Origin of the sequence: Alkalihalobacillus phoenicis, from assembly GCF_047302405.1 — a bacterium.
Classification (GTDB): domain Bacteria; phylum Bacillota; class Bacilli; order Bacillales; family Bacillaceae_D; genus Alkalihalobacillus.
The window spans coordinates 501,740-525,910 of record NZ_CP154853.1; the positions used below are offsets into that span (position 1 = coordinate 501,740).

General features: G+C 37.8%; 20 protein-coding genes. All 20 read left to right on the forward strand.

The features are described from left to right. Positions 1-43 precede the first annotated feature (43 nt). The 20 genes from icd to mqnC all read left to right on the forward strand — a co-directional run bounded on the left by icd (position 44) and on the right by mqnC (position 23,998). Complete coding sequence (icd, locus tag AA0017_RS02270; RefSeq protein ID WP_413379131.1) at positions 44-1,312, forward strand: NADP-dependent isocitrate dehydrogenase; 1,269 nt, start codon at positions 44-46, stop codon at positions 1,310-1,312. Between the two features lie 116 nt (positions 1,313-1,428). Next, positions 1,429-2,373 carry a malate dehydrogenase gene (mdh, locus tag AA0017_RS02275; protein ID WP_413379133.1) on the forward strand — a complete coding sequence of 315 codons (945 nt, stop codon included), beginning with the start codon at positions 1,429-1,431 and terminating at the stop codon, positions 2,371-2,373. Between the two features lie 1,413 nt (positions 2,374-3,786). Beyond that, positions 3,787-3,972, forward strand: a complete 186-nt coding sequence (locus tag AA0017_RS02280) for a hypothetical protein (protein WP_413379135.1) — start codon at positions 3,787-3,789, stop codon at positions 3,970-3,972. A 69-nt stretch (positions 3,973-4,041) separates the two neighbouring features. Continuing rightward, positions 4,042-5,169, forward strand: a complete 1,128-nt coding sequence (locus tag AA0017_RS02285) for a GerAB/ArcD/ProY family transporter (protein WP_413379138.1) — start codon at positions 4,042-4,044, stop codon at positions 5,167-5,169. Positions 5,170-5,192: 23 nt separating this feature from the next. Beyond that, positions 5,193-6,380 (forward strand): Ger(x)C family spore germination protein, encoded by a 1,188-nt coding sequence (locus AA0017_RS02290; RefSeq protein WP_413379140.1) that lies wholly within the window; start codon positions 5,193-5,195, stop codon positions 6,378-6,380. Positions 6,381-6,410: 30 nt separating this feature from the next. Further along, positions 6,411-7,931, forward strand: coding sequence for a spore germination protein (locus AA0017_RS02295; protein WP_413379142.1), 1,521 nt, complete (start codon positions 6,411-6,413; stop codon positions 7,929-7,931). Between the two features lie 191 nt (positions 7,932-8,122). Further along, a complete protein-coding gene (locus AA0017_RS02300; RefSeq protein WP_413379144.1) occupies positions 8,123-8,845 on the forward strand; it encodes a response regulator transcription factor in 723 nt (240 codons plus the stop codon). Beyond that, on the forward strand, positions 8,838-10,634 hold the full coding sequence (gene pnpS / locus AA0017_RS02305) for a two-component system histidine kinase PnpS (RefSeq protein ID WP_413379146.1): 1,797 nt from the start codon (positions 8,838-8,840) through the stop codon (positions 10,632-10,634). The genes AA0017_RS02300 and pnpS overlap by 8 nt, the downstream gene beginning before the upstream one ends. Positions 10,635-11,035: 401 nt before the next feature. Beyond that, positions 11,036-12,031, forward strand: a complete 996-nt coding sequence (hflK, locus tag AA0017_RS02310; RefSeq protein ID WP_413379148.1) for an FtsH protease activity modulator HflK — start codon at positions 11,036-11,038, stop codon at positions 12,029-12,031. Beyond that, positions 12,024-12,965: a protease modulator HflC gene (gene hflC, locus AA0017_RS02315; RefSeq protein WP_413379150.1), complete on the forward strand. Its 942-nt coding sequence runs from the start codon at positions 12,024-12,026 to the stop codon at positions 12,963-12,965. The genes hflK and hflC overlap by 8 nt, the downstream gene beginning before the upstream one ends. A gap of 487 nt (positions 12,966-13,452) precedes the next feature. Then, complete coding sequence (gene polA / locus AA0017_RS02320; protein ID WP_413379152.1) at positions 13,453-16,092, forward strand: DNA polymerase I; 2,640 nt, start codon at positions 13,453-13,455, stop codon at positions 16,090-16,092. 12 nt (positions 16,093-16,104) lie between these two features. Then, positions 16,105-16,929 carry a DNA-formamidopyrimidine glycosylase gene (mutM, locus tag AA0017_RS02325; protein WP_413379154.1) on the forward strand — a complete coding sequence of 275 codons (825 nt, stop codon included), beginning with the start codon at positions 16,105-16,107 and terminating at the stop codon, positions 16,927-16,929. Between the two features lie 65 nt (positions 16,930-16,994). Further along, positions 16,995-17,630, forward strand: a complete 636-nt coding sequence (gene ytaF / locus AA0017_RS02330; RefSeq protein ID WP_413379156.1) for a sporulation membrane protein YtaF — start codon at positions 16,995-16,997, stop codon at positions 17,628-17,630. A 15-nt stretch (positions 17,631-17,645) separates the two neighbouring features. Continuing rightward, a complete protein-coding gene (gene coaE, locus AA0017_RS02335; RefSeq protein WP_413379158.1) occupies positions 17,646-18,257 on the forward strand; it encodes a dephospho-CoA kinase in 612 nt (203 codons plus the stop codon). Positions 18,258-18,632: 375 nt separating this feature from the next. Next, positions 18,633-19,016, forward strand: a complete 384-nt coding sequence (gene speD, locus AA0017_RS02340) for an adenosylmethionine decarboxylase (RefSeq protein ID WP_413379160.1) — start codon at positions 18,633-18,635, stop codon at positions 19,014-19,016. 196 nt (positions 19,017-19,212) lie between these two features. After that, positions 19,213-19,614 carry a DUF1499 domain-containing protein gene (locus tag AA0017_RS02345; protein WP_413379162.1) on the forward strand — a complete coding sequence of 134 codons (402 nt, stop codon included), beginning with the start codon at positions 19,213-19,215 and terminating at the stop codon, positions 19,612-19,614. Between the two features lie 207 nt (positions 19,615-19,821). Further along, positions 19,822-20,280 carry a transcriptional regulator NrdR gene (gene nrdR, locus AA0017_RS02350; protein ID WP_413379164.1) on the forward strand — a complete coding sequence of 153 codons (459 nt, stop codon included), beginning with the start codon at positions 19,822-19,824 and terminating at the stop codon, positions 20,278-20,280. An 85-nt stretch (positions 20,281-20,365) separates the two neighbouring features. Beyond that, on the forward strand, positions 20,366-21,817 hold the full coding sequence (locus tag AA0017_RS02355; protein WP_413379166.1) for a replication initiation and membrane attachment family protein: 1,452 nt from the start codon (positions 20,366-20,368) through the stop codon (positions 21,815-21,817). Positions 21,818-21,833: 16 nt separating this feature from the next. Continuing rightward, complete coding sequence (dnaI, locus tag AA0017_RS02360; protein WP_413379168.1) at positions 21,834-22,766, forward strand: primosomal protein DnaI; 933 nt, start codon at positions 21,834-21,836, stop codon at positions 22,764-22,766. Positions 22,767-22,885: 119 nt separating this feature from the next. Next, positions 22,886-23,998 (forward strand): cyclic dehypoxanthinyl futalosine synthase, encoded by a 1,113-nt coding sequence (gene mqnC, locus AA0017_RS02365; RefSeq protein WP_413379170.1) that lies wholly within the window; start codon positions 22,886-22,888, stop codon positions 23,996-23,998. The last annotated feature ends 173 nt before the right edge of the window (positions 23,999-24,171 follow it).

Consider the following 24,171-nt stretch of genomic DNA (forward strand, 5'->3'; position numbering starts at 1 on the left):
GAAGTTTTTTATAGAGTAATTATTTCGAGGAGGTTTATGTAATATGGCAAACGGTGAAGTAATTAAGGTAAATAACGGGGTACTTGATGTACCAAACAATCCAATCATTCCTTTTATTGAGGGAGACGGGACAGGCCCTGATATTTGGGCAGCAGCTTCAAGAGTCTTAGATGCTGCGGTTGAAAAAGCTTATAACGGTGAGAAGAAAATCGTATGGAAAGAAATTCTCGCTGGTGAAAAAGCATTTAACGAAACAGGTAGCTGGTTACCTGAAGAAACGTTAGAAGCTATTGATAAATATATGATTGCTATTAAAGGACCTTTAACAACTCCAGTAGGTGGGGGAATTCGTTCTTTAAACGTTGCTCTACGTCAAGAGTTAGATTTATATGTGTGCTTACGTCCAGTACGTTATTTCCAAGGAGTACCTTCTCCAGTGAAACGTCCAGAAGATACGGATATGGTTATCTTCCGTGAAAACTCTGAGGATATTTATGCAGGAATTGAGTATCAAGAAGGTTCTGAAGAAGTTCAAAAGCTAGTGAAGTTTTTACAAGAAGAACTAGGAGCAAAGAAAATTCGCTTCCCTGAAACTTCTGGTATTGGTGTTAAACCAGTTTCAAAAGAAGGAACGGAGCGTTTAGTTCGTGCGACGATTCAATATGCACTTGATGAAGGCCGTAAGAGTGTAACATTAGTACACAAAGGAAACATCATGAAGTTTACTGAGGGAGCATTTAAAAACTGGGGGTATGAGCTTGCTGAAAAAGAATTCGGCGATCAAGTATTCACATGGGCTCAGTATGATAAGATTGTTGAAGCTGAGGGTGTTGAAGCAGCAAATAAAGCACAAGACGAGGCGCTTGCTGCAGGTAAAATTCTTGTGAAAGATTCAATTGCTGATATTTTCTTACAACAAATCTTAACACGTCCAAAAGAGTTTGATGTTGTAGCCACAATGAACTTAAATGGTGACTACATTTCTGATGCATTAGCAGCTCAAGTTGGTGGTATCGGTATCGCTCCAGGAGCAAACATTAACTATGTAACTGGACATGCTATTTTTGAAGCAACTCACGGTACAGCTCCTAAGTATGCTGGTCAAGATAAAGTGAATCCATCTTCTGTTTTATTATCAGGTGAATTAATGCTTCGTCACTTAGGTTGGAATGAAGCTGCGGACTTAATCATGTCTTCAATGGATAAAACAATCGCCAGCAAGGTTGTCACTTATGACTTCGCTCGTCTCATGGACGGTGCTACAGAAGTTAAATGTTCTGGCTTTGCCGATGAGTTAATCAAAAACCTATAATCTTAATCGTTAAATCTATCAAGAGCGTATGTGATCTTCATGCATACGCTCTCTCATTGAGTCATTTTTTATTGTTTGATCGTTAGTTGAAAACAACAATCAGGAGTGGTTATAAAATGGCAATTAAGCGTAGAAAGATTTCAGTTATTGGAGCAGGTTTTACAGGAGCAACTACCGCATTAATGGTCGCACAAAAAGAGCTAGGCGATGTGGTATTAGTTGACATCCCTCAATTAGAAGGACCAACTAAAGGGAAAGCCCTTGATATGTTAGAATCAACACCTGTACAAGGAGTTGACTCAAATATTATCGGTACTTCAAACTACGAAGATACAAAAGATTCTGACGTAGTTGTGATTACAGCAGGTATTGCTCGTAAACCGGGGATGAGCCGTGATGATTTGGTCAGCACAAACGCTGGGATTATGAAAGCTGTTACTAGAGAAGTGGTTAAACATTCTCCTAATTGCTACATTATCGTTTTAACAAACCCGGCTGATGCGATGACTTATACAGTCTATAAAGAGTCTGGCTTCCCGAAAAACCGTGTCATCGGACAATCTGGTGTGCTTGATACGGCTCGTTTCCGTACATTTATTGCACAAGAACTTAACTTATCTGTAGAGGATATTACAGGTTTTGTTCTTGGTGGGCATGGGGATGACATGGTTCCATTAATTCGTTACTCATTCGCAGGTGGCGTACCTTTATCAAAGTTGATCTCCGAAGAACGTTTAGAAGAGATTGTGGAACGTACACGTAAAGGTGGCGGTGAGATTGTTGGTTTATTAGGTAACGGTAGTGCGTACTATGCACCAGCCGCTTCGTTAACTCAAATGGTTGAAGCGATTATTAAAGATAAAAAGCGTGTGATTCCAACGATAGCTTACCTTGAAGGCGAGTATGGATATGAGGATTTATACTTAGGCGTACCAACGATTTTAGGTGGAGACGGAATTGAAAAAATCATTGAATTAGATTTATTAGAAGATGAAAAAGCAGCACTTGCAAAATCAGTAGATTCAGTACGTGCTGTGATGGAAGCTCTACCTAAAGCGTAACGGAGATTCAGAGTATTGGAGGCGTGATAATAACTTATCACGTCTTTTTATTTTTCAAATAAGTGATTATGAAGATTTTTTCTTCGATGATGTTGACCCCTCTAAACATCTAAGTTGTTCACATATAACGGCTAGAACGAATCCTTCCCTTCCTTCCCTCATAAACTCACCATTTCAGAGCTCCTATTCCAATCGTTGAGTCATAACATACAAAGGGCTTAACCAAATTTCCTATGCGGAGCGGTTTATTTTATCCATTTATTCATTCATTTTCCAAAAAAACATACAAACGGCAGCACCCATTTTTATTTATAAGAGGTGATCGTTTTATTTCTTACGACTTTATAATTACTCAACTTTCGCAGCGTATAATTGACCCTTAACCGTTGATAGAGATTAACTTTAGGGCGATACAAGACTCAAATTGACTTTACATGAACGGTTCAATCGTTGACAGTCTGAACACATCTCTTCGTAGGCTGTTGAAGGAAACTGTTCACTAAAATGAAGCTCTTCGGCTAGTCGCTACCAAAACATACTCCGCGTCCTTGCCGAGAACCTGGCGAGCCTCCTCGGTACACCTGTGGGGTCTCGCTCCACGGTTTATTCCTGCGGGAGTCTCCGTATGGTTTTGTCCGCTAAGTGTAGGGGAGAGGCTTGATGATATTGCTTTTTCCAAATCAGCTATTTCTAACGCAGAAGGACCTTCTTCTTCCCTTTGTTGGTTATGGAACTAAATAGGTCGTTGCCACCTATTTTTTTCCTAAGTCTGTAGTCATCAAAAGACAGGATAAACAAGCTCGATCATCTAGCTAATGTACAGAGCATCCACAATGATTTGTTTACAACTGTAACGGATTTAGTCATGGAAAGAGAAAAATCATTCTCAAGCTAATGTACGTTGAAGTAATGACTATTTTTTTATTCAATAAGAAAACCGAACCTAGATTCGATTCCATTATCTAGCGGACAAACAGACACGGAGACTCCCGCAGGAATAAACCGTCCAATGAGACCCCGCAAGCGTGAAACGCTGAGGAGGCTCATGAGGTTCTCGGCAAGGACGCGGAGTGTCTGTTTGGGAGCGACCGCCGGAGGGCCTATTATTATTTTCTTAATGCGCAGTTTATCCGTTTGGTGTGATAGTACGTTCTCGCTTTTCAAACGTGTCAAGGGCATTTGTTTAAGAGCTTCCCTTTCGCTCTGCCAACTAGTTGAACGGATTTTCTTGATGCGAAAGTTGAGTAATTCGTAATTCGTTCAGTTTGAGAAAGAAGTCAGTACCTCATCCGAATGCTTCGTAATATGTGGAGATTTATACGGTTGCTGTTTCTTTTATGTTGGAGAAGCTCCTTTTTAATGCATGTCTTTGTAAACATTAGAAAATACTAACAAGAAGGGGTGAGGAAGGTTATGGAAGAGGTTTTAGAGCGAATATTAGGTTTTTTACCAACAAGATCAACCGTTTGGGGTGCTGTGACGATCTCAATATTGATTTGGGCCGTTCAATATCTCAACCAAATCGTATATCGTGTATTCGAGTTACCGTGGCAGAAGAAGAAAAATCAAGAGATGCGAAAGGCAGCTTTGAAAGAGTAAAAAGTTAGCACTAAAATGCAAGAATAGAGAAGCTACTAATTAACATAGGTCGATTTTTGGAGAGTGAATATGAAGAATCTTATCAATTACCAAATGTCACCACTTGAACTAATTATTACAATGACCTCCTTTATTTTTGGCGTAGGTATTCTGATATTGCCAAGAGGGTTGGCTCAAGACGTTGGAACAACGGATGGTTGGCTCACTATATTAATATCAGGAGTCATTTCGATGATCATTGTCTATTTGTTTGTTCGGGTTCAAGTTCATTTTCCTGGACAAAATTATTTTGAATTTATTAATTTTGGAAAGATGAAAAAATGGCCATCAATGTTTTTAAGCCTATTATTTCTTCTTTACTTTTTTATATTAATTCCTTTCCAAGTACGTATTTTTGGGGTTGCTATAAAAATGTATTTATTAGACCAAACCCCTCTAGAGGTCATCATAGGTTCGATGTTAGTAGTCGTTTTTTATGCCGTTTCAAAAGGGGTTCAAGGAATTGTCCATATTAATTTAATGTATCTTCCTATTATATTATTTGTCCTTTTATTAGGTTTTGTTTTAAATGTTGGAGAGCTAAATCTATCTACTTTTTTGCCTTTGTTTTCTGAAGGGATCATACCTGTCATAAAAGGGATTCCTGTAACCATGTATTCATTTATAGGGGTTTTTTGCCTCCTTTTTTTAATGGGGTCGTTGAAACCTTTACCGCTTCGTGCGTGGCAAATAAATATAGGGATGTTGATTGTTATTGTTATACACCTTCTCTATTTTCTTGTATCGGTTGCTATTTTTTCGTTGGAAGCTTTAAAGATAATAACATTTCCAACAATTGAATTATTCAAAGAAATTGAAGTGCCTGGTGGTTTTTTTGAGCGCATTGAATCTGTTTTTATCACGATGTGGGTGATGTCTATTTTTACGACTCTTACGTTAGAAGTGATTATGGCTCAATTATTGATAAAAGGGGTTTTATTTAAGAAAAAGAAGAATCTGTGGGTAAGTGGTGTAATAGCTTTTCTGATTTATATGATGGCCTTTATACCAAGCTCAATCGTTGAACTTGCTAAAATGGGAGAATGGTCAGGATATATCGGGAGCATTGCGACAGGTTTTGCATTGCTATTTGGCTTTATGGCTGTTTGGCACAAAAATAAAAAACAGACAAACAGGTCATCATCAGCAGGTATGTAACTTCAACATGATGGGGTGAGACGTTGAATAAGCTTTTCTTTTGTTTTATGATAATATCCATTTATTTCCTGAGCGGTTGCTGGGATCGATCAGAGATCGAAGAAATAGGATTTGTGAGTGGTATAGGACTTGACCCTGTAGAGGACTTTGAGAAGGAAGTGGAATCCTTACAAAGAGAAAATAAAAGCAAGGTTGATCATTTATTGAAAAGCACCTATCAGGTAGCCATCCCTAGTAATCTTATTCAAGAAAATGGAGGAGGTCAGGAAGAGCCCTTCTTTAATATTACGACAACTGGGATGACAAATTTTAAAATGATAAGACAAATTGCCGCGAGGAGAAGCAGAGTTTTAAGTTTCGAACATATTAAAGTTATTATTATTAATGAGGAGTTGCTTCGTCATGAACATTTTTTAGAAAACCTATTGGATTTCTACCTTCGTGATCACGATATGCGAAGGCGCACTGATATAATCATTTCTACGGGAGCGGCAGAAGAGGTGTTACAAGATAAATTACCTCTAGAAGATATGCCATCGATTAGTATTAAGCATATTCGCGAAAATGAAGCTCGTGTTCCTGGGATGCTAGGTGAACGAACGATTGGTATGGTTCAACGGTTTGTGATGGGGAAAAATAGCTTTCTATTGCCACGTATTGTAAAAAGAGAAGGAAAGGATTTAAAAATAGGAGGTGCCGCCATTTTTTTTGGGAAGAATAATCAAATAATTGGATGGTTAGGGGATGAAGAGGTAAGTGGTTATAAAATGATTATGGGTGAATTTGGAGACAATATTATTGAAGCAAATTATCAAGATGAAATGATTGTTTTTGATAATTCTGGTATGAAAACGAACATTGGTTATGAAAGAAAGGGAGAAAAGGATATTTTTAATGTGGAAATTAAGGCAGAAGGGTCATTAGGTGAGGTTTGGCTTGAGCATATAAACATAAATGACATGAGAGTAATGGAAGAATTGGAACGAGCATTTGAAGCTGAAATCCAATCAAAAGTAACTACTATTATTAAAAAAATGCAAGAGGAGTTTGCGGCAGATATTTTCGAATTTAATGAGAAAGTGAGGCAAAAAAATTATCGATATTGGAAAACGGTGCAGGATGATTGGGATGGAGAAAATGGAATGTTTCAAAATGCTGATATAACAGTGAATCCGAAAGTGAAAATTAGACACTATATGCTTGCTGAATGAAAAGTTAAATTGAAAGGAATTTAAGCATACATGTTTAAGAAGAAATTGTTTAAAGCACTGCACAGGGCAACGGTTCGAAAAGGAAATGAATTCCCCCTTACTATTTCCAAAGACCTTCATGAAACAGTAGAATCGGTAAAAAAGATTCTAGGTGAAAGCTCTGATGTGATTCAACGAGATTTGCTAATAAATAAGAGTATAAAAGCATCCCTGTTTTTTATAGACGGATTATCAGATCAAGATAGTATCGAAGAAGACATCATTAAGCCATTGATTCAAACATTTGCTCATCAAGTTGACGGTTTGTCAGTTAAAGAATTAGTAAATGAACGGATTACACTTTCAAGTGAATCCATATTTGATACATTTGATGATGGTATTCTTTCGGTCATGAGCGGAGATTCGATGCTTGTTATTGATGGGTTTGAAAAACTAGTTATTTTTTCAACGAGAAAATTAGAAAAACGCTCGATTCAGGAACCTCAAAGTGAGATTGTTGTACGGGGACCTAGAGACGGATTTGTCGAAGTACTTCAGTCAAACATTATGTTGATTCGAAGGCGTGTAAGGGATCCGAATCTAACTGTACAACGTGGTCAAATTGGGAGGAGATCAAAAACGGATTTTGCTTTACTTTATATGAAAGGTATAGCAAGTCCGACTTTGATTGACGAAGTGCGCTATCGGCTATCTTGTATCGATATAGATGAGGTAATTGAATCTGGAACAGTAGAACAGTTAATTGAAGATCATGTGTTATCTCCGTTTCCACAATTATTAGATACAGAAAGACCGGATAAAGCTTCTAATGCTTTGATGAATGGTCAAGTGCTAATTGTCCTTGATAATACGCCTTATGTCTTAATCGCTCCAGTTGTATTAGAACAATTATTTAAGTCTCCTGAAGATTATTATGAACGCTGGCTTATTGGAACATTAATTCGAAACCTTCGTTTCATAGCAGCTCTAATCGCCTTATTACTACCTGGATTATACATATCTATTGTTTCCTTTCATCAAGGGTTGATCCCAACAGCATTAGCTTTGTCCATTGCCGGAACGAGAGAAGGTGTTCCTTTTCCCTCATTTATTGAAGCGATTCTAATGGAGTTTACAATTGAGCTTTTACGGGAGGCAGGAGTTCGTTTACCTCGCCCGGTTGGACAGACCATTGGGATTGTTGGTGGTTTAGTTATCGGAGATGCTGCGGTTCGGGCAGGTATTGTGAGTCCGATTATGGTTATTGTGGTAGCGCTAACAGCGATTGCTTCTTTTGCGATTCCTTCCTATAGTGTCAGTATTTCTTTACGAATTCTGCGCTTTAGCATGATGATTGTTGCGTCTGTATTAGGTTTATATGGCATGATTTTGCTTTTTATTGTTATTAGTGTTCATCTTGTAGGTTTACGAAGTTTTGGTAGCTATTATACAGCACCATTTGCTCCATATCATTTTCCAAGTTGGCTTGATCTCTTTTTACGTGCACCAACTTCTGTTTTGCGGAGAAGGTCAGCAGAGCCTAAAACCGTGGATGATATAAAGCAAGTATAGGTCAAGGGAACTGTCCATTAAGTTACTACCAAAATAAGAAAAGTTAATTTTTGATTAAGCTTAAACCATTTTTTTCTTTATTTATTATTAAAAATGTATTCTTTTTTGGTATACTAATGGTGAAAATAGAGAAAAAGAGCTTGGGGAACCGTGAATGATCTCGTAGAAGAGAATGGCGGAGGAGATAGTATATGACACAGCGTTTATTAGTAGTGGATGATGAGGAGTCAATTGCAACATTATTACAATTTAATTTGCAGCAATCGGGGTATGAGGTCGATACGGTGCATGATGGCGGGGCAGCTTTTAAAAAGGCAGAAAACGAAAAGTATGATTTAATCGTTTTAGATTTAATGCTTCCTGTAATGGATGGTCTCGAAGTGTGTAAACAGTTAAGACAAAACAAAATTATGACACCAATTCTCATGCTCACAGCCAAGGATGATGAGTTTGATAAGGTACTTGGTCTAGAACTTGGGGCCGATGATTATATGACCAAGCCTTTTAGTCCAAGGGAAGTTGTCGCCAGAGTTAGAGCAATTTTACGAAGAGTAGCTCAACAAACCTCACCAGAACAGGTTGAACCTATCATGCAGAATGAGAAAATGACGGTAGGTGAGGTAGAGGTCTATCCAGAAAATTATGAGGTCTATTATCAGGGTAAAGCAATCGACGTTACACCAAAGGAATTTGAATTGCTATTATATTTAATGAACCATAAAGGGCGTGTCTTAACAAGAGACCAGCTTCTGAATGCCGTTTGGAATTATGAATTTGTTGGAGATACAAGGATTGTTGATGTTCATATTAGTCATCTTCGTGAAAAGATTGAACCAAATACAAAAAAACCAATTTATATTAAAACGATTCGAGGACTAGGGTATAAATTAGAAGAGCCTCAATTAAATGGTTAAGTTAAGATTTCGTTTAATGGTTTCGGTCATGCTCACCATTTTGCTCGTTCTTGCAGGGCTTGGAGTGGCGATTGGACAATTATTTAAAGAGTTCCACCTTGATTACACGACTGAGAGGCTAGAAAATGATGCTAAACTTGTCGCTTTTCTTATCGAAGAGAATCGTCTTTTAGATGATAATATTCAAGAATTTACGAATAATGTTAGTCATGAATTAGATGTACGGGTGACGATTATTTTAAGTGATGGAGAAGTGATTGGAGAATCAAGTACAGACCCTGAACTAATGGAAAATCACCTTGAACGACCTGAAATTATTGATTTGTTAACGAGAGAATCCGGAAAGCGAATTCGTTATAGTACCACTGTTGAAAATGAACTGTTGTATATGGCTGTTCCTATTATGGAAAGTTCAGAGAAAGTGGGAATTGTCCGCTTAGGTCTACCAACATCAGACATTCATGCGATGAACCGTAATATTTGGACCTTTTTAATTATTAGTTTTTCTTTAGCGGCAATCGTTATATTTTTAGTGATTTATCGGATCACTTCACAAATGATCCGTCCGATTGAAAGTGTGACAGATGTAGCTAACGAATTAGCTAAAGGGAATTTTAAAGCGAGGACGGTTGAAGGGAATCAAGATGAGATTGGTCAATTAACGAAATCAGTAAATGTATTAGCGAGCAATCTTGAACATATTACGAACAGGCATCAACTGCAAAAAGAACGAATGGAAACGTTGATTGAAAACATGGGCAGTGGTCTTATTTTAATTAATATGCGTGGTGATATATCATTAATTAATAAAACATGTCGCGATATTTTTCAAGAAAATACGGATAAATGGGATCATAAATTATACCATGATGTCATTGGACATAAAGAAATTATTCAACTCATTCAGTCTGTTTTTATGACAGAAGAGAAAATTCGTAAACAAATCACATTTGATAAACATCTTGAGGTTAAACATTATGATGTTCATGGTGCACCCGTTATTAGTCATAAAGGAAGTTTTAAAGGGGTAGCCCTAGTCATGCACGATATTACAGAATTAAAGAAGCTAGAACAAGTTCGAAAAGACTTTGTGGCTAATGTTTCTCATGAGTTAAAAACACCGGTCACCTCGATTAAAGGTTTTAGTGAGACATTACTTGATGGGGCCATGCATGATGAAGCATACCGAGAAAAATTTCTTCATATCATTTGGAAGGAAAGTGAACGGTTGCAAGGGCTCATACATGACCTGCTTGAATTATCTAAAATCGAACAGCATATTTTTCAATTGAATTGGTCCAAGCTGAATATGGCTGTGGCAGTAGAAGAGGCTGTGACGCTCTTAAAAGAAAAAGCATCGGATAAGTCGATTCAACTAGAGATGCATCTTAAAGGTCATTTTGAATTGGAAGGTGATTTTGAGCGGATCAAACAAATCGCGATTAATTTAATTAGTAATGCGATAACGTATACACCTTCTGAAGGGAAAATTGACGTGTATCTTACGGGCTATGATGATTTCGTTGAGTGGAAAGTGGAAGACACTGGAATTGGAATAAGCGAGCAAGAGCAACCACGCATTTTTGAACGTTTTTACCGCGTTGACCGTGCGAGAAGCCGTAATTCAGGTGGAACAGGGCTTGGCTTAGCGATTGTTAAACATTTGGTCGAAGCTCATCATGCTCAAATTGAAGTGGAAAGTGAACTTGGGAAAGGAACCACTTTTTCAATGAAATTTAAAAGAAAACATGAAGAGGATTGGGAACTCGATTTACGTGAGGGACAATAGGCTGAAAAGGATGGGGCTGTGCGATAAGGTCAAAAAATGAGCTTATGTGAACGGCCTCTTTTTGATCTCATAGGAAAATAATGGACGATTTTTACAAATCATTTACATTGGCTTTATAAAGGGTTAATGAGTGGAAGTTATACTTACTTTGAACGGTTCCCCTCAATGTTTGATTAGTGGAAATGAGCCATCTGATCACATTGAATTCCCTTTATTTGGCGAAAGCGTACAGGCTTTCGTCCTTTTTTGGTGAGATGTAATAGAAGTTTCATAAAATTAGGGGAAATCTTTGCATCTTAATGTGATAGGATAGAAAGTAGTAAAATCTTATGTAAAAGATTGAAACTTTTTGCATAAGTATTTCGTATAGAAAGAGAACATAGAAAGAGAGGGGAATAAAGATGACGATCAAACAATTAGTTATGGGTTTCGCCTCCCTAATTGTTGTAGCGGTGCTCGGTTTATTTTTAATCACAGGTTGGTACATAGTGGATGAATCTGAACAAGCGGCTGTTATTACATTCGGGAAAGTTGAGGAGACTGTCACTGAGCCAGGTCTAAAGTTTAAATTGCCGTGGCCAATTCAAAAAGTCGAAATTTTATCAAGGGGTACTTATAATCTACAAGTGGGCTACCAAGAAGAAGGTGGCGAAGTTGTTGAATTTACAAATGAAGCAAAAATGATTACCGGAGATGAATTTATTGTTTTTGCCGATTTAGCTGTTCAATGGAGAATTAGTGATCCTGAGCAATTTTTATTTAGTACAAAAGAACCAGAAAGGGTTTTATATAATGCTGCCTCGGCCTCTTTAAGAGGAGTCATTGGAAGTGCTAATATTGATGATGCTTTGACCGATCAGCGTCCTGAAATTGAAGCAAGAGTGTTCGAAAACCTTGTTGAATTAATTGATATTTATCAAATTGGAATTAGCATTCAAGATGTTAAATTACAAGATGTTGAACTACCAACTCAAGAGGTTCGTCGTGCTTTTACAGAGGTAACGGATGCCCGTGAAGAACGTTTAACCAAAATTAATGAAGCACGAAAATATGAAAATCAGAAAATGAATGAGGCTGAAGGGGAAAAAGATGCGGTTATTTCTCGAGCTGAAGGTCAAAAAACAGAGCGAATCGAGCGTGCTCGTGGAGACGTAGCTCATTTTGATGCTCTTTATACCGAATATTTAGTAAATCCTGGTGTAACGAGACAACGCTTACTATTAGAGACACTAGAACAAGTCTTACCTCATACTGATATTTATATTATGGATAGCAATAACGATACGATAAATTACTTACCAATTCGACCAATTGAGAGTGGAAATAATAGTAGTGCATCTAATCCGCCACCTCTAAACAACACTGAAGATGAAGGAGGTTCTGAAAACGATGAGTGATGATCGTAATATTGTTGATATTAATGAACGTAGAACACCAGAAAATTATCGGAAATACGTAAAATTAGGGGCGACCGCTGTAGTCCTCATCGTCCTTGTTGCCATTATATTAAGTAATTTATTTATTGTGGAGCAAGGAGAGTTTAAGGTTGTTCGTCAATTTGGTGAAGTGGTCAAAATTGAGGATGAGCCTGGTTTAACTTATAAAATACCATTTATTCAAACGGTAAGTACGTTGCCAAAATATCAAATGGTCTACGATATTCCGACAGCAGAGATTAACACGAGTGATAAAAAGCGTATGCTTGCAGATTATTATGTGGTATGGAGAATTGAAAGTCCTCAACAAATGATTGCTAACGCTCGAACGATTGAAAATGCAGAAGCGATTATGGGTGAAATTATTTTCTCAGCCATTCGTGCAGAGCTTGGACAATTAAATTTTGATTCGATCATTAATTCTGGATCAGAGGGAGCCGCACGAGGTGATATTGGAGAGCTTGTACGCGAACGGGTAAACAATTCACTAGATAACGGTGATTATGGGATTACTTTAACGGACATTCGTATGAAACGAGCCGACTTACCAGAAGAAAATGAGGAAGCCGTTTATCGTCGGATGATTTCAGAGCGTCAAACAACGGCACAGGATTATTTATCTGAAGGGGACGCAGAAGCGAACCGTATTCGTGCTAACACAGACCGAGAAGTACAAGAATTGATCGCAACAGCAACGGCTGATGCCAATATCATTATTTCAGAAGGGGAAGCAGAAGCCGCCCAAATTTATAATGAAGCATTCGGTCAAGATCTAGAATTTTATCAGCTTTATCGTACGTTAGAGTCATACAAAAAGACAATTGGTGATGAAACCGTGATCGTTTTACCAGCTGATTCGCCTTACACAAGATTACTAATGGGTTTGACTGAGTAAAAAGGATAAGTTTTAGTTAGAGGAAAAAACATGGCTAGAGATATAGCTATGTTTTTTCCTTTTTTTATGATAGGAAGAGGCGAGGCGGGATTGGATGCGTCGTGAGAGCTTGTTTGCGACGTGTAAGGTGAAGGAAAAGCCCTAAAGCATGTCGCAAAAGCATCGATACGACGCGAGAGCAGAAGGGAAAGTCCTAAAGCATGTCGTAAAAGCATCGATACGACGCGAGAGCAGAAGGAAAAGCCTTAAAGCATGTCGCAAAAGCATCGATACGACGCGAGAGCAGAAGGAAAAGCCCTAAAGCATGTCGCAAAAGCATCGATACAACGCGAGAGCAGAAGGAAAACCCACAATCTATGTCGTAAAAGCACTGACATGATACAAAGACTAAACCAAATAACATATATTCATTATCTGAATACATCTTTTCGTTTTCGAACGTATGTGTGCTACAATAAATTAAGAGAATAAGTGTAGAAAAGGAGCGATGATTTTGAAGAAGCTCGTATTAATTGACGGCAACAGTATTGCCTACCGTGCGTTTTTTGCTTTACCACTTTTAAATAATGATAAAGGTGTTTATACAAACGCGGTTTATGGTTTTACCACCATGCTAATGAAGATTATAGAAGAGGATAAGCCCACACATATGCTTGTCGCTTTTGATGCCGGAAAAACGACATTTAGGCATAAAACATTTAGTGAATATAAAGGCGGACGTCAAAAAACTCCACCAGAGCTTTCGGAGCAGTTTCCACTCGTTCGTGAGTTGCTCGATGCTTTTCAAATTAAACGATTTGAAGCGGAAAATTATGAAGCGGATGATATTATTGGTACGTTTGCAAAAGAAGCTGCAGGTGAAGATTGGCAAGTGAAAATCTATACGGGTGATAAGGATTTACTTCAACTCGTTACAGCAAATGTAACGGTTGCATTAACGAAAAAGGGGATTTCTCAAGTTGAGGAATATACCCCAGCTTTTTTACATGAAAAATATGGACTCGAACCAAAGCAAATCATTGATATGAAAGGCTTAATGGGCGATAGCTCAGATAATATTCCAGGTGTACCTGGTGTGGGAGAAAAAACAGCCCTTAAACTTTTAAAAGAGTTTGGAACGATTGAAACGGTATTGGACTCAATTGAACAAATTTCAGGTAAAAAGATGAAGGAGCGGCTGGAAGAAAATAAAGAGCAAGCGATGATGAGTAAAGAATTAGCCACGATTTTTCTAGAAGTTCCTCTTGAAATGGATGTTAATGATTTAAGTTTTGGTGAGTATGAAAACAAGGATGTCGTTCAGTTTTTTAAAGAGCTTGAATTTAAGTCATTATTAGAGAAATTTTCTCCTGATGAACAAATGGACGAAGTGAAGGAAAAAGTGGAGGATATACAATTTGAAATCTTAACAGATATCAAAGAAGAGCAATTAAGCAGTCCGGCTGCTTTAATTGTTGAAATTTTAGATGAGCATTATCATCAATCAGAAATAATCGGAATCGCACTCGTTAACGAGACGGGTCGTTATTATCTTTCCCCTGAAACGGCTCTTCAGTCCGAAGTTTTTAAATCATGGTTAAAGGATGAAACAAAAAAGAAATGGATTTTTGATGCAAAACGTGCAGTGGTTTTATTTGGTTGGCAAGGTGTAGAACTTACTGGGGTCGAATTTGATTTATTAATGGCTTCATATGTACTTGATCCATCTCATTCTTCTCACGATATGGATGACATCGTCCAACGGAAGAGTGGCGGTTATGTGCAATCAGATGAAGTCGTTTATGGCAAAGGAGTTAAACGGAAGGCTCCAGAAGAACAAGTGTTAGCAGTGCACTTAGTACGAAAAGCCCAAGCCACTTATGATTTAAAAGAGCCTCTGGAAAAAGAATTGAAAGAAAATGAGCAGTTTGAACTTTTTTATGATTTAGAAATGCCGTTATCGCTTATTTTAGGAAAAATGGAACTTACAGGTGTTAAGGTGGATAAAGAACAACTCATTCAAATGGGTGGGGATTTAGAAGAGCGTCTAAGTAAGCTAGAACAGGACATTCATGAGCTAGCAGGTCAGTCGTTTAATATTAATTCACCAAAGCAGTTAGGAGAGATCTTGTTTGAGAAGTTGGAACTTCCACCTATTAAAAAGACGAAGACAGGCTATTCAACTTCAGCTGATGTGTTAGAGAAGCTATCAGGTAAACATGAGATCATTGACCATATTCTTCATTATCGTCAATTAGGAAAGTTGAACTCAACGTATATTGAAGGATTATTGAAGGTGATTAAAGAGGATTCTAGTAAGATTCATACGCGGTTTAACCAAGCGTTAACGCAAACTGGCCGATTAAGTTCAACGGATCCAAATTTACAAAACATCCCGATTCGTTTAGAAGAAGGACGGAAAATTCGTAAAGCTTTTATCGCTTCTGAAAAGGGATGGAAAATCATTGCTGCCGATTATTCACAAATTGAGCTAAGAGTGTTGGCCCATATTTCAGGGGATGAAAAGCTAAAAGAGGCATTCCAAAAAGATATGGACGTTCATACAAAAACAGCGATGGATGTCTTTCATGTAAAAGAGGATGAAGTGACTAGCTTAATGAGAAGAAGTGCAAAGGCTGTAAATTTCGGAATCGTGTATGGGATTAGTGATTATGGGTTATCACAAAGTTTAAATATTACTCGTAAGGAAGCGGCTGAATTTATTGAGCGATATTTCCAAAGTTACCCGAAAGTGAAACAATATATGGATGAGATTGTCGAGGAAGCTCGTGAATCGGGTTATGTTGCAACGCTTCTCCATCGTCGCCGCTATTTACCGGAATTAACAAGTCGTAACTTTAATTTAAGAAGTTTTGCGGAACGAACGGCAATGAATACGCCGATCCAAGGAACAGCAGCTGATATTATCAAAAAAGCAATGGTTGATATGGGGAATGAATTAGAAGAAAAAACTTGGAAAGCTCGTTTACTCTTACAAGTACACGATGAACTTATCTTTGAAGTACCAGAAGAAGAAGTGAATGATTTCTTGAAGGTCATTACAGATGTGATGGAAAATGCGGTGGAATTAGACGTTCCATTAAAAGTGGATGCCGAAATCGGCGGAAGCTGGTACGATGCCAAGTAAGGAGAGAAGGAAATGCCTGAATTACCTGAGGTAGAAACAGTAAAGCGGACATTAACAGAGTTAGTTGTAGGTAAAACGATAAAAGAAGTGGAAGTGTTCTGGCCAAAAATCATAAAAAAACCTGATGATGCAAAAATATTCCAAGAGATGTTGCAAGGGCAAAGCTTTACGGAAATCCATCGTCGTGGAAAATTTCTGATCTTTCAATTAGATGATTATGCTCTTGTTTCTCATTTGAGAATGGAGGGTAGGTACGGTATCCACCAAAAGGGGGAGGAACGAACGAAACATACCCATGTGATCTTTCGCTTTGAAGATGGGACTGAATTATGGTATCAAGATGTCCGGAAATTTGGGACAATGCATCTTTTCCTTAAAGGAGAAGAGGAGACAACTGTTCCTTTACTTGGTCTTGGAGTAGAACCGTTTTCGGAACAATTTCAACAAAGCATTTTAAAAGTGGCTTTTAAAAAAACACAGCGAAAAGTCAAAGTCGTTTTGCTTGATCAAAAAGCCGTTGTTGGGTTAGGGAATATTTATGTAGATGAGGCTCTCTTTCGTTCTGGTATTCACCCAGAACGCTCAGCTTCATCGATTACAGATGAAGAAATCATCATTCTCCATCAAAAAATTCGAGAAACGTTACAAGAAGCTGTCGACATGGGAGGAAGCTCGGTTAAATCCTATGTGAATGGTCAAGGGGACATGGGGATGTTTCAACAAAGACTTGATGTTTATGGTCGAAAGGCATTGCCTTGTAATGTTTGTGGAACAGAGATATTAAAAACAGTTGTTGGAGGTCGTGGAACGCACTTCTGTCCAAGTTGTCAAAAATAACGTACCTCGGAAAGGCTCCTTCCATATACTATCCTATTGGAACGTAAGGAAGGAGCGGACCTGTAGTGGGAGTTTTTACATTATTGGCGTTAGCACTTGCGGTGAGTTTAGACAGTTTTGGTGTAGGGTTAACTTATGGGCTGAGAAAAATGAAGTTGCCAATTAAATCATTACTATTTATTGCTTCTTGCTCAGCGGTTGTAATCTTCATTTCAATGGGACTTGGAAATGTCATACAACAGTGGGTTTCACCAGAGGTCGCAGGGTCGATCGGTGGGGTTATTTTAATTTTTATTGGATTATACGCGTTATATCAAGTATTTAGAAAAGAAAAAGAAGTGCCAACAAGACAGGAACCCGTTATTTGGAACTTTGAAATCAAAATACTTGGAGTCGTTATTCGAATCTTACGGCATCCAATGTCAGCAGACTTAGATGATTCTGGTACAATTAGTGGAAGAGAAGCTTTTTTATTAGGCATGGCTCTGTCATTAGATGCATTTGGAGCTGGTTTAGGTGCGGCCTTGCTTGGAGTATCACCTTTTTTATTAGCTGTATCAGTCGCCTTTATGAGTGCGTTCTTTTTAACGATCGGCATGAGGTTAGGGCGGAGGTTTTCCGCTTCGGGGCTGATGCAACGTTTCTCTTTTATACCTGGTTTACTTCTCATCATTTTAGGAACATCAAGTTTGTTTGGGTAAGGAGTTTAACAATTTATGTCATTAATTATTGGATTAACAGGCGGAATTGCCAGTGGAAAATCAACGGTGTCAACTTATTTAAAACAAAACGGAATTCCAATTGTCGATGCGGACAAAATCGCTCGAAAAGTGGTTGAACCTGGAGAAGACGCCTACAAGGAAATTGTCGACACATTCGGTGAAGAGGTAATAATGCCAGATCGGACCCTTCATCGAAAGCGCCTCGGTGAAATTGTGTTTAATGATCCAATAGCGAGGGAACAGTTAAATAAGATTGTTCATCCAGCTGTAAGGCAAGGAATGGTCCAAGAAAAAAACAGATGGCTAAATGAAGGTTATCAAACAGTGGTGTTAGATATTCCGCTTTTATTTGAAAGTAATTTATTCCATTTAGTGGATAAGGTGTTATTAGTATACGTAGAGGAACATATCCAATTATCTCGTTTAATGGAACGCGATCAATCAACTAAAGAGGCTGCATTAAAACGAATTCAAGCACAAATGCCATTAAAGGACAAAATGGAGCGAGCAGATGCCATTATTTATAATAATGACACACTAGAAAAAACGTATGAGCAGGTTGACCAGCTAATATCAGATTGGAAAATGTTTGCACCTTCATCCTAAGAAGATGAAGGTGTTTTTACTGTTTTGAGCCAGAGACTATGGGGAATGAACGAGACAGTGGAAAATAAAAAACAAACTTCATCTGATATTTTGTTTAGAAACGGTTAACCTAAAGGATGATTGGGGTTAAGGTAAATCAGCGTAAAGTTCCAATTGTCGAAATTCGCAAAAAGCAAAAGGGAAATTAAAAATTCCTGTTGCATTCGTGAATTAAAACAAGTATACTGATTTTCGTGAACTTCAATTAAAGCAAAATTGATATGTCTAGCTACAGAAAGGGTTAGGACCTCTCTGGACTAACTTTCCCCCGTGTAGTTGAACGTATCTACATGCTTGAGAAGGCATGAATATTTTTTGTAAAGGGGGATTCAACTTATGGACACAATGGGTCGTCACGTTATCGCAGAATTATGGGGTTGTAATGTGGAGAAGTTGAATAATATGAACTATATCGAGCAGGTGTTTGTTGACGCAGCTTTAAAAGCTGGAGCGGAGGTTAGAGAAGTAGCCTTCCATAAGTTTGCTCCACACGGAGTGAGCGGAGTGGTTATCATTTCTGAGTCTCATTTGACGATTCACAGTTTCCCAGAACATGGATATGCAAGTATTGATGTCTATACATGTGGAGACATTATTGATCCGAATGTCGCATCTAATTATATTGCTGAAGCTTTAAATGCAACAACATCTGAGGTAATCGAAGTGCCACGTGGCATGGGACCAGTTAGAATTGAAAAAACAAAAGTACAAGCATTGTAATAGATGTTAAGGAAAAAGAGAAGGGAGACCTTCTCTTTTTTGTCCCTTTTATTCAAATCCCTTTTTCTTTTCTACCCTTATTAAATCAGGACTATTTCGTTGTCTAATCCTAAAAAATGAAACGGATAGTTGACCAAAAAAGTCAATCTGTATGATATAATATTGTTTATACATAAATGAAGAGATGGGTGGTATTATGGGATTTCGTGATGTGATTGTATTTATTTCAAGTAATCGAACGGAAACTAGAGAAGCACACCAAAACGATCAATTAAAAACAAGGTATTATAAAGGTTCCAAGGAAAAAATAATGGAAGCTGTTGAGAGCCTTATTAAAAAAAATGGATTTCGTGTGAAGAGATCAGAAGTGGAACGCGGTGAAATCATTGGACAAGAACAAAAAGGAACAAAGCAGTTGATTATTGTGACTGTTATTACCGTCCGCCCTTTTAAAACGGCAGTAGATTTTTCCATTTCAACGGATTCTCTTTTACCAACCGATTTTGGGAAAAGTAAAAAGCAAGTGATTTCCTTTTATGAACAGCTCGATAAAGAGCTTACCTTTATTGGAACTGGAATTGGGGATCAATTATTGTAAGACTTGTCATGCCGGAAAAATTTTTATAAAATAATAGTAATAAAAAAGGTTCGGTTTTATGAGTGTGGAGTTTTTTATGATTATTTGATGAGATTCGATGTCTGTCTGATCAAACTGAATTTGTTTAGAATGATTCATAATGTTTATCGAATAATAAGATGAATGATGCCTAATAATAGGTCATGGTTAAAAACTGGAGATGGTTATATGCGATGTCCAACTTGTCATCATAATGGAACAAGAGTGTTAGACTCAAGACCTAGTCATGAAGGTCGTTCGATCAGAAGACGAAGAGAGTGTGAAGCTTGTAACCAGCGATTTACCACTTTTGAAATGATTGAAGAGGTTCCATTAATTGTTGTTAAAAAGGATGGGACAAGACAAGAATTTAGTAGAGATAAAATCCTGCGTGGATTGATTCGTGCATGTGAAAAGCGTTCGGTCTCACTTGAAACGCTTGAGAACATTGTCAATAGCGTGGAACGTGATTTACGTGGTAAAGGTTCAAATGAAGTACAAAGTCATGATGTTGGCGAATTAGTGATGGAGCAATTAGCTGATATTGACGATGTAGCTTATGTACGGTTTGCTTCAGTTTACCGACAGTTCAAAGATATTAATGTGTTTATAAAGGAACTAACTGACTTAATGAATAAAAACCGTTAATCCTTAAGGAGCTTAAGGCGCACGTCGCTGAGGGCTCTTTTTCAAATCGTCCATATCTTTAAATGAAAGTAGAGGGAATAGATTTATGAGTTGGCATTGGAAAGAACTTATCCCAATTGATCGGTTTACCGTTCGTCTGACAACACCGTTAAGTGATACTGATAAGAATGTCTTAACCCTCTTATATCAGCCATTGATTGGGGCGTTAGCAAGCAGTCTCTATATGACGATGTATTATTTATTAGAGAAAGACCAGTACTGGTGTGAGGAACATACTCATAGGCAACTAATGGGACAAATGGGCTTAGATTTACAAACCATTTATGAAGAGCGAAAGAAATTAGAAGCAATCGGTTTATTAAAAACATTTAAAAAAAGTCATGAGGAACATTCAACATATTTGTATCATCTGAGGGCACCGATGTCGCCAGCTCAGTTTTTTAAAAATGATGTATACAGTGTTTTTTTATATAATAGAATTGGAAAAAATCATTATTTACAATTACGGGACCGTTTTTCTTTGGAGAAAATGGACGAAGCTAACTATGAGGAACTAACGTATTCATTTGGCGAAGTGTTTACGTCGTTGCAGCATTCAGAGCTTTCTCCTACTTCTAGGTCGGAAACTTTATCAGATGTAAAAGGACAAACCGATACACAATTTATTGATAACGAACGAGAGGATTATCTTAAGGTTTATGATTCGGAGTTTGATTATGAGTTAATGAAAAGAGATCTTTCCTCTTTTATTGTTCCTGATAAGGCTATTACCACTGAGGTGAAGGACTTAATTTTACGTCTTGCTTTTGTGTATCAAATTGCTCCTTTAGAGATGAGCCGGATTATTTCACAAGCAATGGTTCATGATGAAGAAATTAATCTAGTTGAATTAAGGAAAAGGGCCCAAGAGTGGTACAAGATGGAGAATGGAAATGAACCACCTGCCTTAGGGATGAAAACTCAGCCATTAAATCATCGCGTCAACGAAAAGAAGAAACCGACAACTGACGAGGAAAAAACGATTCATTTTTACGAAACGACGCCACCGCTTTTATTATTAGAAATTCGTTCGGACGGCTCGAAGCCAGCAGCGGCAGATGTCAAAATCATTGAGTCTTTGTTAATCGATCATCAATTAAATCCAGGTGTTACTAATGTATTAATGGATTATGTGCTCTGGCAACATGATATGAAGTTATCAAAAGCCTTTATTGATAAAATCGCGGGACACTGGGCTCGTAAAAAAGTCAAAACGGTTCCTGAAGCAATGAAGCTTGCGAAGTTCGAGCAAGAGAAAAAGAAAGCCGCAGAGCAGAAACAGGGAGCGACTAAACAAGGGCAAAGAAAAAGCTCAAAGCAACAAGGACGTCAAGAGCAACTGCCTGATTGGTTGGTTAAGGATAGAGAACAAGAAAAGAAACAGCATAATCGTGATGGAAGTGAAAAAGAGATAGAAGAAAACAAATCAGAACCTGAACCAAATTCGGATGCAAAAAAGCGGTTTGAAGCGATGCTGAAGAAGTTAAATAATGGATAAGAAAAGGTGGTGACATATGATGAGAACGATTCAATCAGCTTTTAATCAGTGGGATGACGGTGGCAATTTGGATAAAAAGTTAGAGCAGGCAAAAAGTGATTTACTTAAGGATCCGATTGTTCAAAAGGCGATCATTAATAAACCGGAGCTAACCGAAGAAACACTTGAGCAAGGGTTAATTAAATTATTTGAATATCAAAAGGAACGTCACCATTGTGAGCAGTGTCCAGGTTTAGAAAAATGCCCGAATATGATGCAAGGATATCAACCTGAATTAGTCATAAGTCGGGGGCATTTGGATTTAACTTACCACGCCTGTCACTTAAAGGTACATGCAATTGAACGGAGAAAACGAAATGATTTAATTAAGTCTCTTTATATTCCTAGGGAAATATTCGAAGCAGATTTCCAAACGATTGATTTTGATGATGCACGGGCAGATGCAATTGCCGAAGCGATCGAATTTGCAGGGAATGTGAACCCTGGAGAGGATCCGATGGGGCTTTATTTATACGGGCGTTTTGGTGTCGGTAAAACGTATATTGTCGGAGCGATTGCCAACCAGCTAATGAAACGTGGAGTTGAAACATACACCGTTTATACGCCAGACTTTTTTACAGAAATGAAAAATTCGATCGGAAATGGAACTCTTCAAGAAAAGCTAAACTCTGTCAAAAAGGCAAAAGTGTTAATATTAGATGACATTGGGGCAGAAACGATGTCCCCTTGGGTCCGTGATGAAGTTTTGGGTTCGATTTTGCAGCATCGAATGTTTGAAAAACTTCCTACTGTATTTACTTCGAATTACAATTATGAGGGTTTAGAAAAACACTTAATGTATTCCGATAAAAGTGGGACTGAGGAATTAAAAGCTTTACGGATTATGGAGAGAATCAGACATTATACAAAAATGATTACAATTGAAGGTAAAAACCGTCGAGAATCATAATTTTTGTTACGTTTGGGTTGGCCTCATTAGGATGACTTTCCAATCTTCTTCGCTTTCCGAAAGGTCGATTTTGTGATACGATGAACATATTCTAGAATGTTGATGGAGGTTTAAAAATCATGAGCATCGATGTTATTCTGAATCGTGCATTGAATGGAGAACGTATTTCAATGGATGATGCCGTGAAACTCTATGAAAGTGATGAAGTTGAGAAAATTGGGGAAGTAGCCAATCAAATTATGAAAAAATGGCACCCAGACCCAGTCACAACCTTTGTCATTGGACGTAATGTAAACTATACAAACTTTTGTGACACATATTGTAGCTTTTGTGCCTTTTATCGTCCTCCTAACTCAAAGGAAGGCTATGTCTTAGATAACGAAATCATTTTCCGTAAAATTCAAGAAACCCTTGATGTGGGCGGAACAGAGATCTTAATGCAAGGTGGAACAAACCCGAACCTTAAGCTTGATTATTATACAGACTTACTGAAAGCGATTAAAGAACGTTTCCCAAACATTTGGATGCATTCTTTTTCACCAGCAGAAATTTGGAAAATTGCTGAGGTTTCTGACCTTTCGATTGAAGAAGTATTGTCCGAGCTTCATAAAGCCGGCCTTGATAGTATGCCTGGTGGTGGAGCTGAAATTCTAACAGAAGAAACGAGATTAAGAGTCAGTCGTTTGAAAGTAACGTGGGAGCAATGGATTGATTCGATGAAGGTTTCGAAAAAAGTTGGCATGCATGGAACAGCTACTATGGTCATCGGCTTTGGGGAATCTTATGAAGAACGTGCCTTACACATGCAACGTGTTCGTGATGCTCAGGATGAGACAGGCTGCTTTACAGCTTATATTTCTTGGTTACTACAGCCAGAAAATACGGCACTACGTAAGTATAAAAAATTAACATCGCGTGATTATTTAAAAAATGTCGCGATTTCTCGTATTTTCTTAGATAACATTAAAAATTTCCAATCATCATGGGTAACGATGGGACCTGAAGTCGGTAAACTGTCATTAGAGTATGGGTGTAATGACTTCGGCAGTACGATGATGGAGGAAAACGTCGTTTCAGCTGCAAATACGACACATAAAGTGAATACCAATCAAATTTTGCAACTCATTCGTGAAGCAGGAAAAGTTCCAGCTCAACGTGACACAAGATATAATATTATCCGTACATTTGAAGAAAACGAATCCGCAGAAAAAGATTTTATTATGCAAAATTAAATTTGTGGACGTATGAAAAAGGATAATCAATCAAAAAAACCTAGCTGCTTTTATTAGCAGCTAGGTTTTTTTATTGCTTATTTCGGCTATTAACCCTACTCCCCCTCGTATAATTAGGAAAAAATTTTTTTAACCTGTCATGATTTATTTTGGACAACATAGGATGGAAGTAG

Excerpts from the sequence above, each read along its gene's own strand:
- mdh (WP_413379133.1), top strand. The coding sequence starts at position 1,429 with ATGGCAATTAAGCGTAGAAAGATTTCAGTTATTGGAGCAGGTTTTACA.
- pnpS (WP_413379146.1), top strand. The coding sequence starts at position 8,838 with ATGGTTAAGTTAAGATTTCGTTTAATGGTTTCGGTCATGCTCACCATT.
- AA0017_RS02355 (WP_413379166.1), top strand. The coding sequence starts at position 20,366 with ATGAGTTGGCATTGGAAAGAACTTATCCCAATTGATCGGTTTACCGTT.
- AA0017_RS02280 (WP_413379135.1), top strand. The coding sequence starts at position 3,787 with ATGGAAGAGGTTTTAGAGCGAATATTAGGTTTTTTACCAACAAGATCA.
- AA0017_RS02345 (WP_413379162.1), top strand. The coding sequence starts at position 19,213 with ATGGGATTTCGTGATGTGATTGTATTTATTTCAAGTAATCGAACGGAA.
- nrdR (WP_413379164.1), top strand. The coding sequence starts at position 19,822 with ATGCGATGTCCAACTTGTCATCATAATGGAACAAGAGTGTTAGACTCA.
- AA0017_RS02285 (WP_413379138.1), top strand. The coding sequence starts at position 4,042 with ATGAAGAATCTTATCAATTACCAAATGTCACCACTTGAACTAATTATT.
- AA0017_RS02295 (WP_413379142.1), top strand. The coding sequence starts at position 6,411 with ATGTTTAAGAAGAAATTGTTTAAAGCACTGCACAGGGCAACGGTTCGA.
- hflC (WP_413379150.1), top strand. The coding sequence starts at position 12,024 with ATGAGTGATGATCGTAATATTGTTGATATTAATGAACGTAGAACACCA.
- mqnC (WP_413379170.1), top strand. The coding sequence starts at position 22,886 with ATGAGCATCGATGTTATTCTGAATCGTGCATTGAATGGAGAACGTATT.
- speD (WP_413379160.1), top strand. The coding sequence starts at position 18,633 with ATGGACACAATGGGTCGTCACGTTATCGCAGAATTATGGGGTTGTAAT.
- mutM (WP_413379154.1), top strand. The coding sequence starts at position 16,105 with ATGCCTGAATTACCTGAGGTAGAAACAGTAAAGCGGACATTAACAGAG.
- dnaI (WP_413379168.1), top strand. The coding sequence starts at position 21,834 with ATGATGAGAACGATTCAATCAGCTTTTAATCAGTGGGATGACGGTGGC.
- AA0017_RS02300 (WP_413379144.1), top strand. The coding sequence starts at position 8,123 with ATGACACAGCGTTTATTAGTAGTGGATGATGAGGAGTCAATTGCAACA.
- icd (WP_413379131.1), top strand. The coding sequence starts at position 44 with ATGGCAAACGGTGAAGTAATTAAGGTAAATAACGGGGTACTTGATGTA.
- polA (WP_413379152.1), top strand. The coding sequence starts at position 13,453 with ATGATTTTGAAGAAGCTCGTATTAATTGACGGCAACAGTATTGCCTAC.
- hflK (WP_413379148.1), top strand. The coding sequence starts at position 11,036 with ATGACGATCAAACAATTAGTTATGGGTTTCGCCTCCCTAATTGTTGTA.
- coaE (WP_413379158.1), top strand. The coding sequence starts at position 17,646 with ATGTCATTAATTATTGGATTAACAGGCGGAATTGCCAGTGGAAAATCA.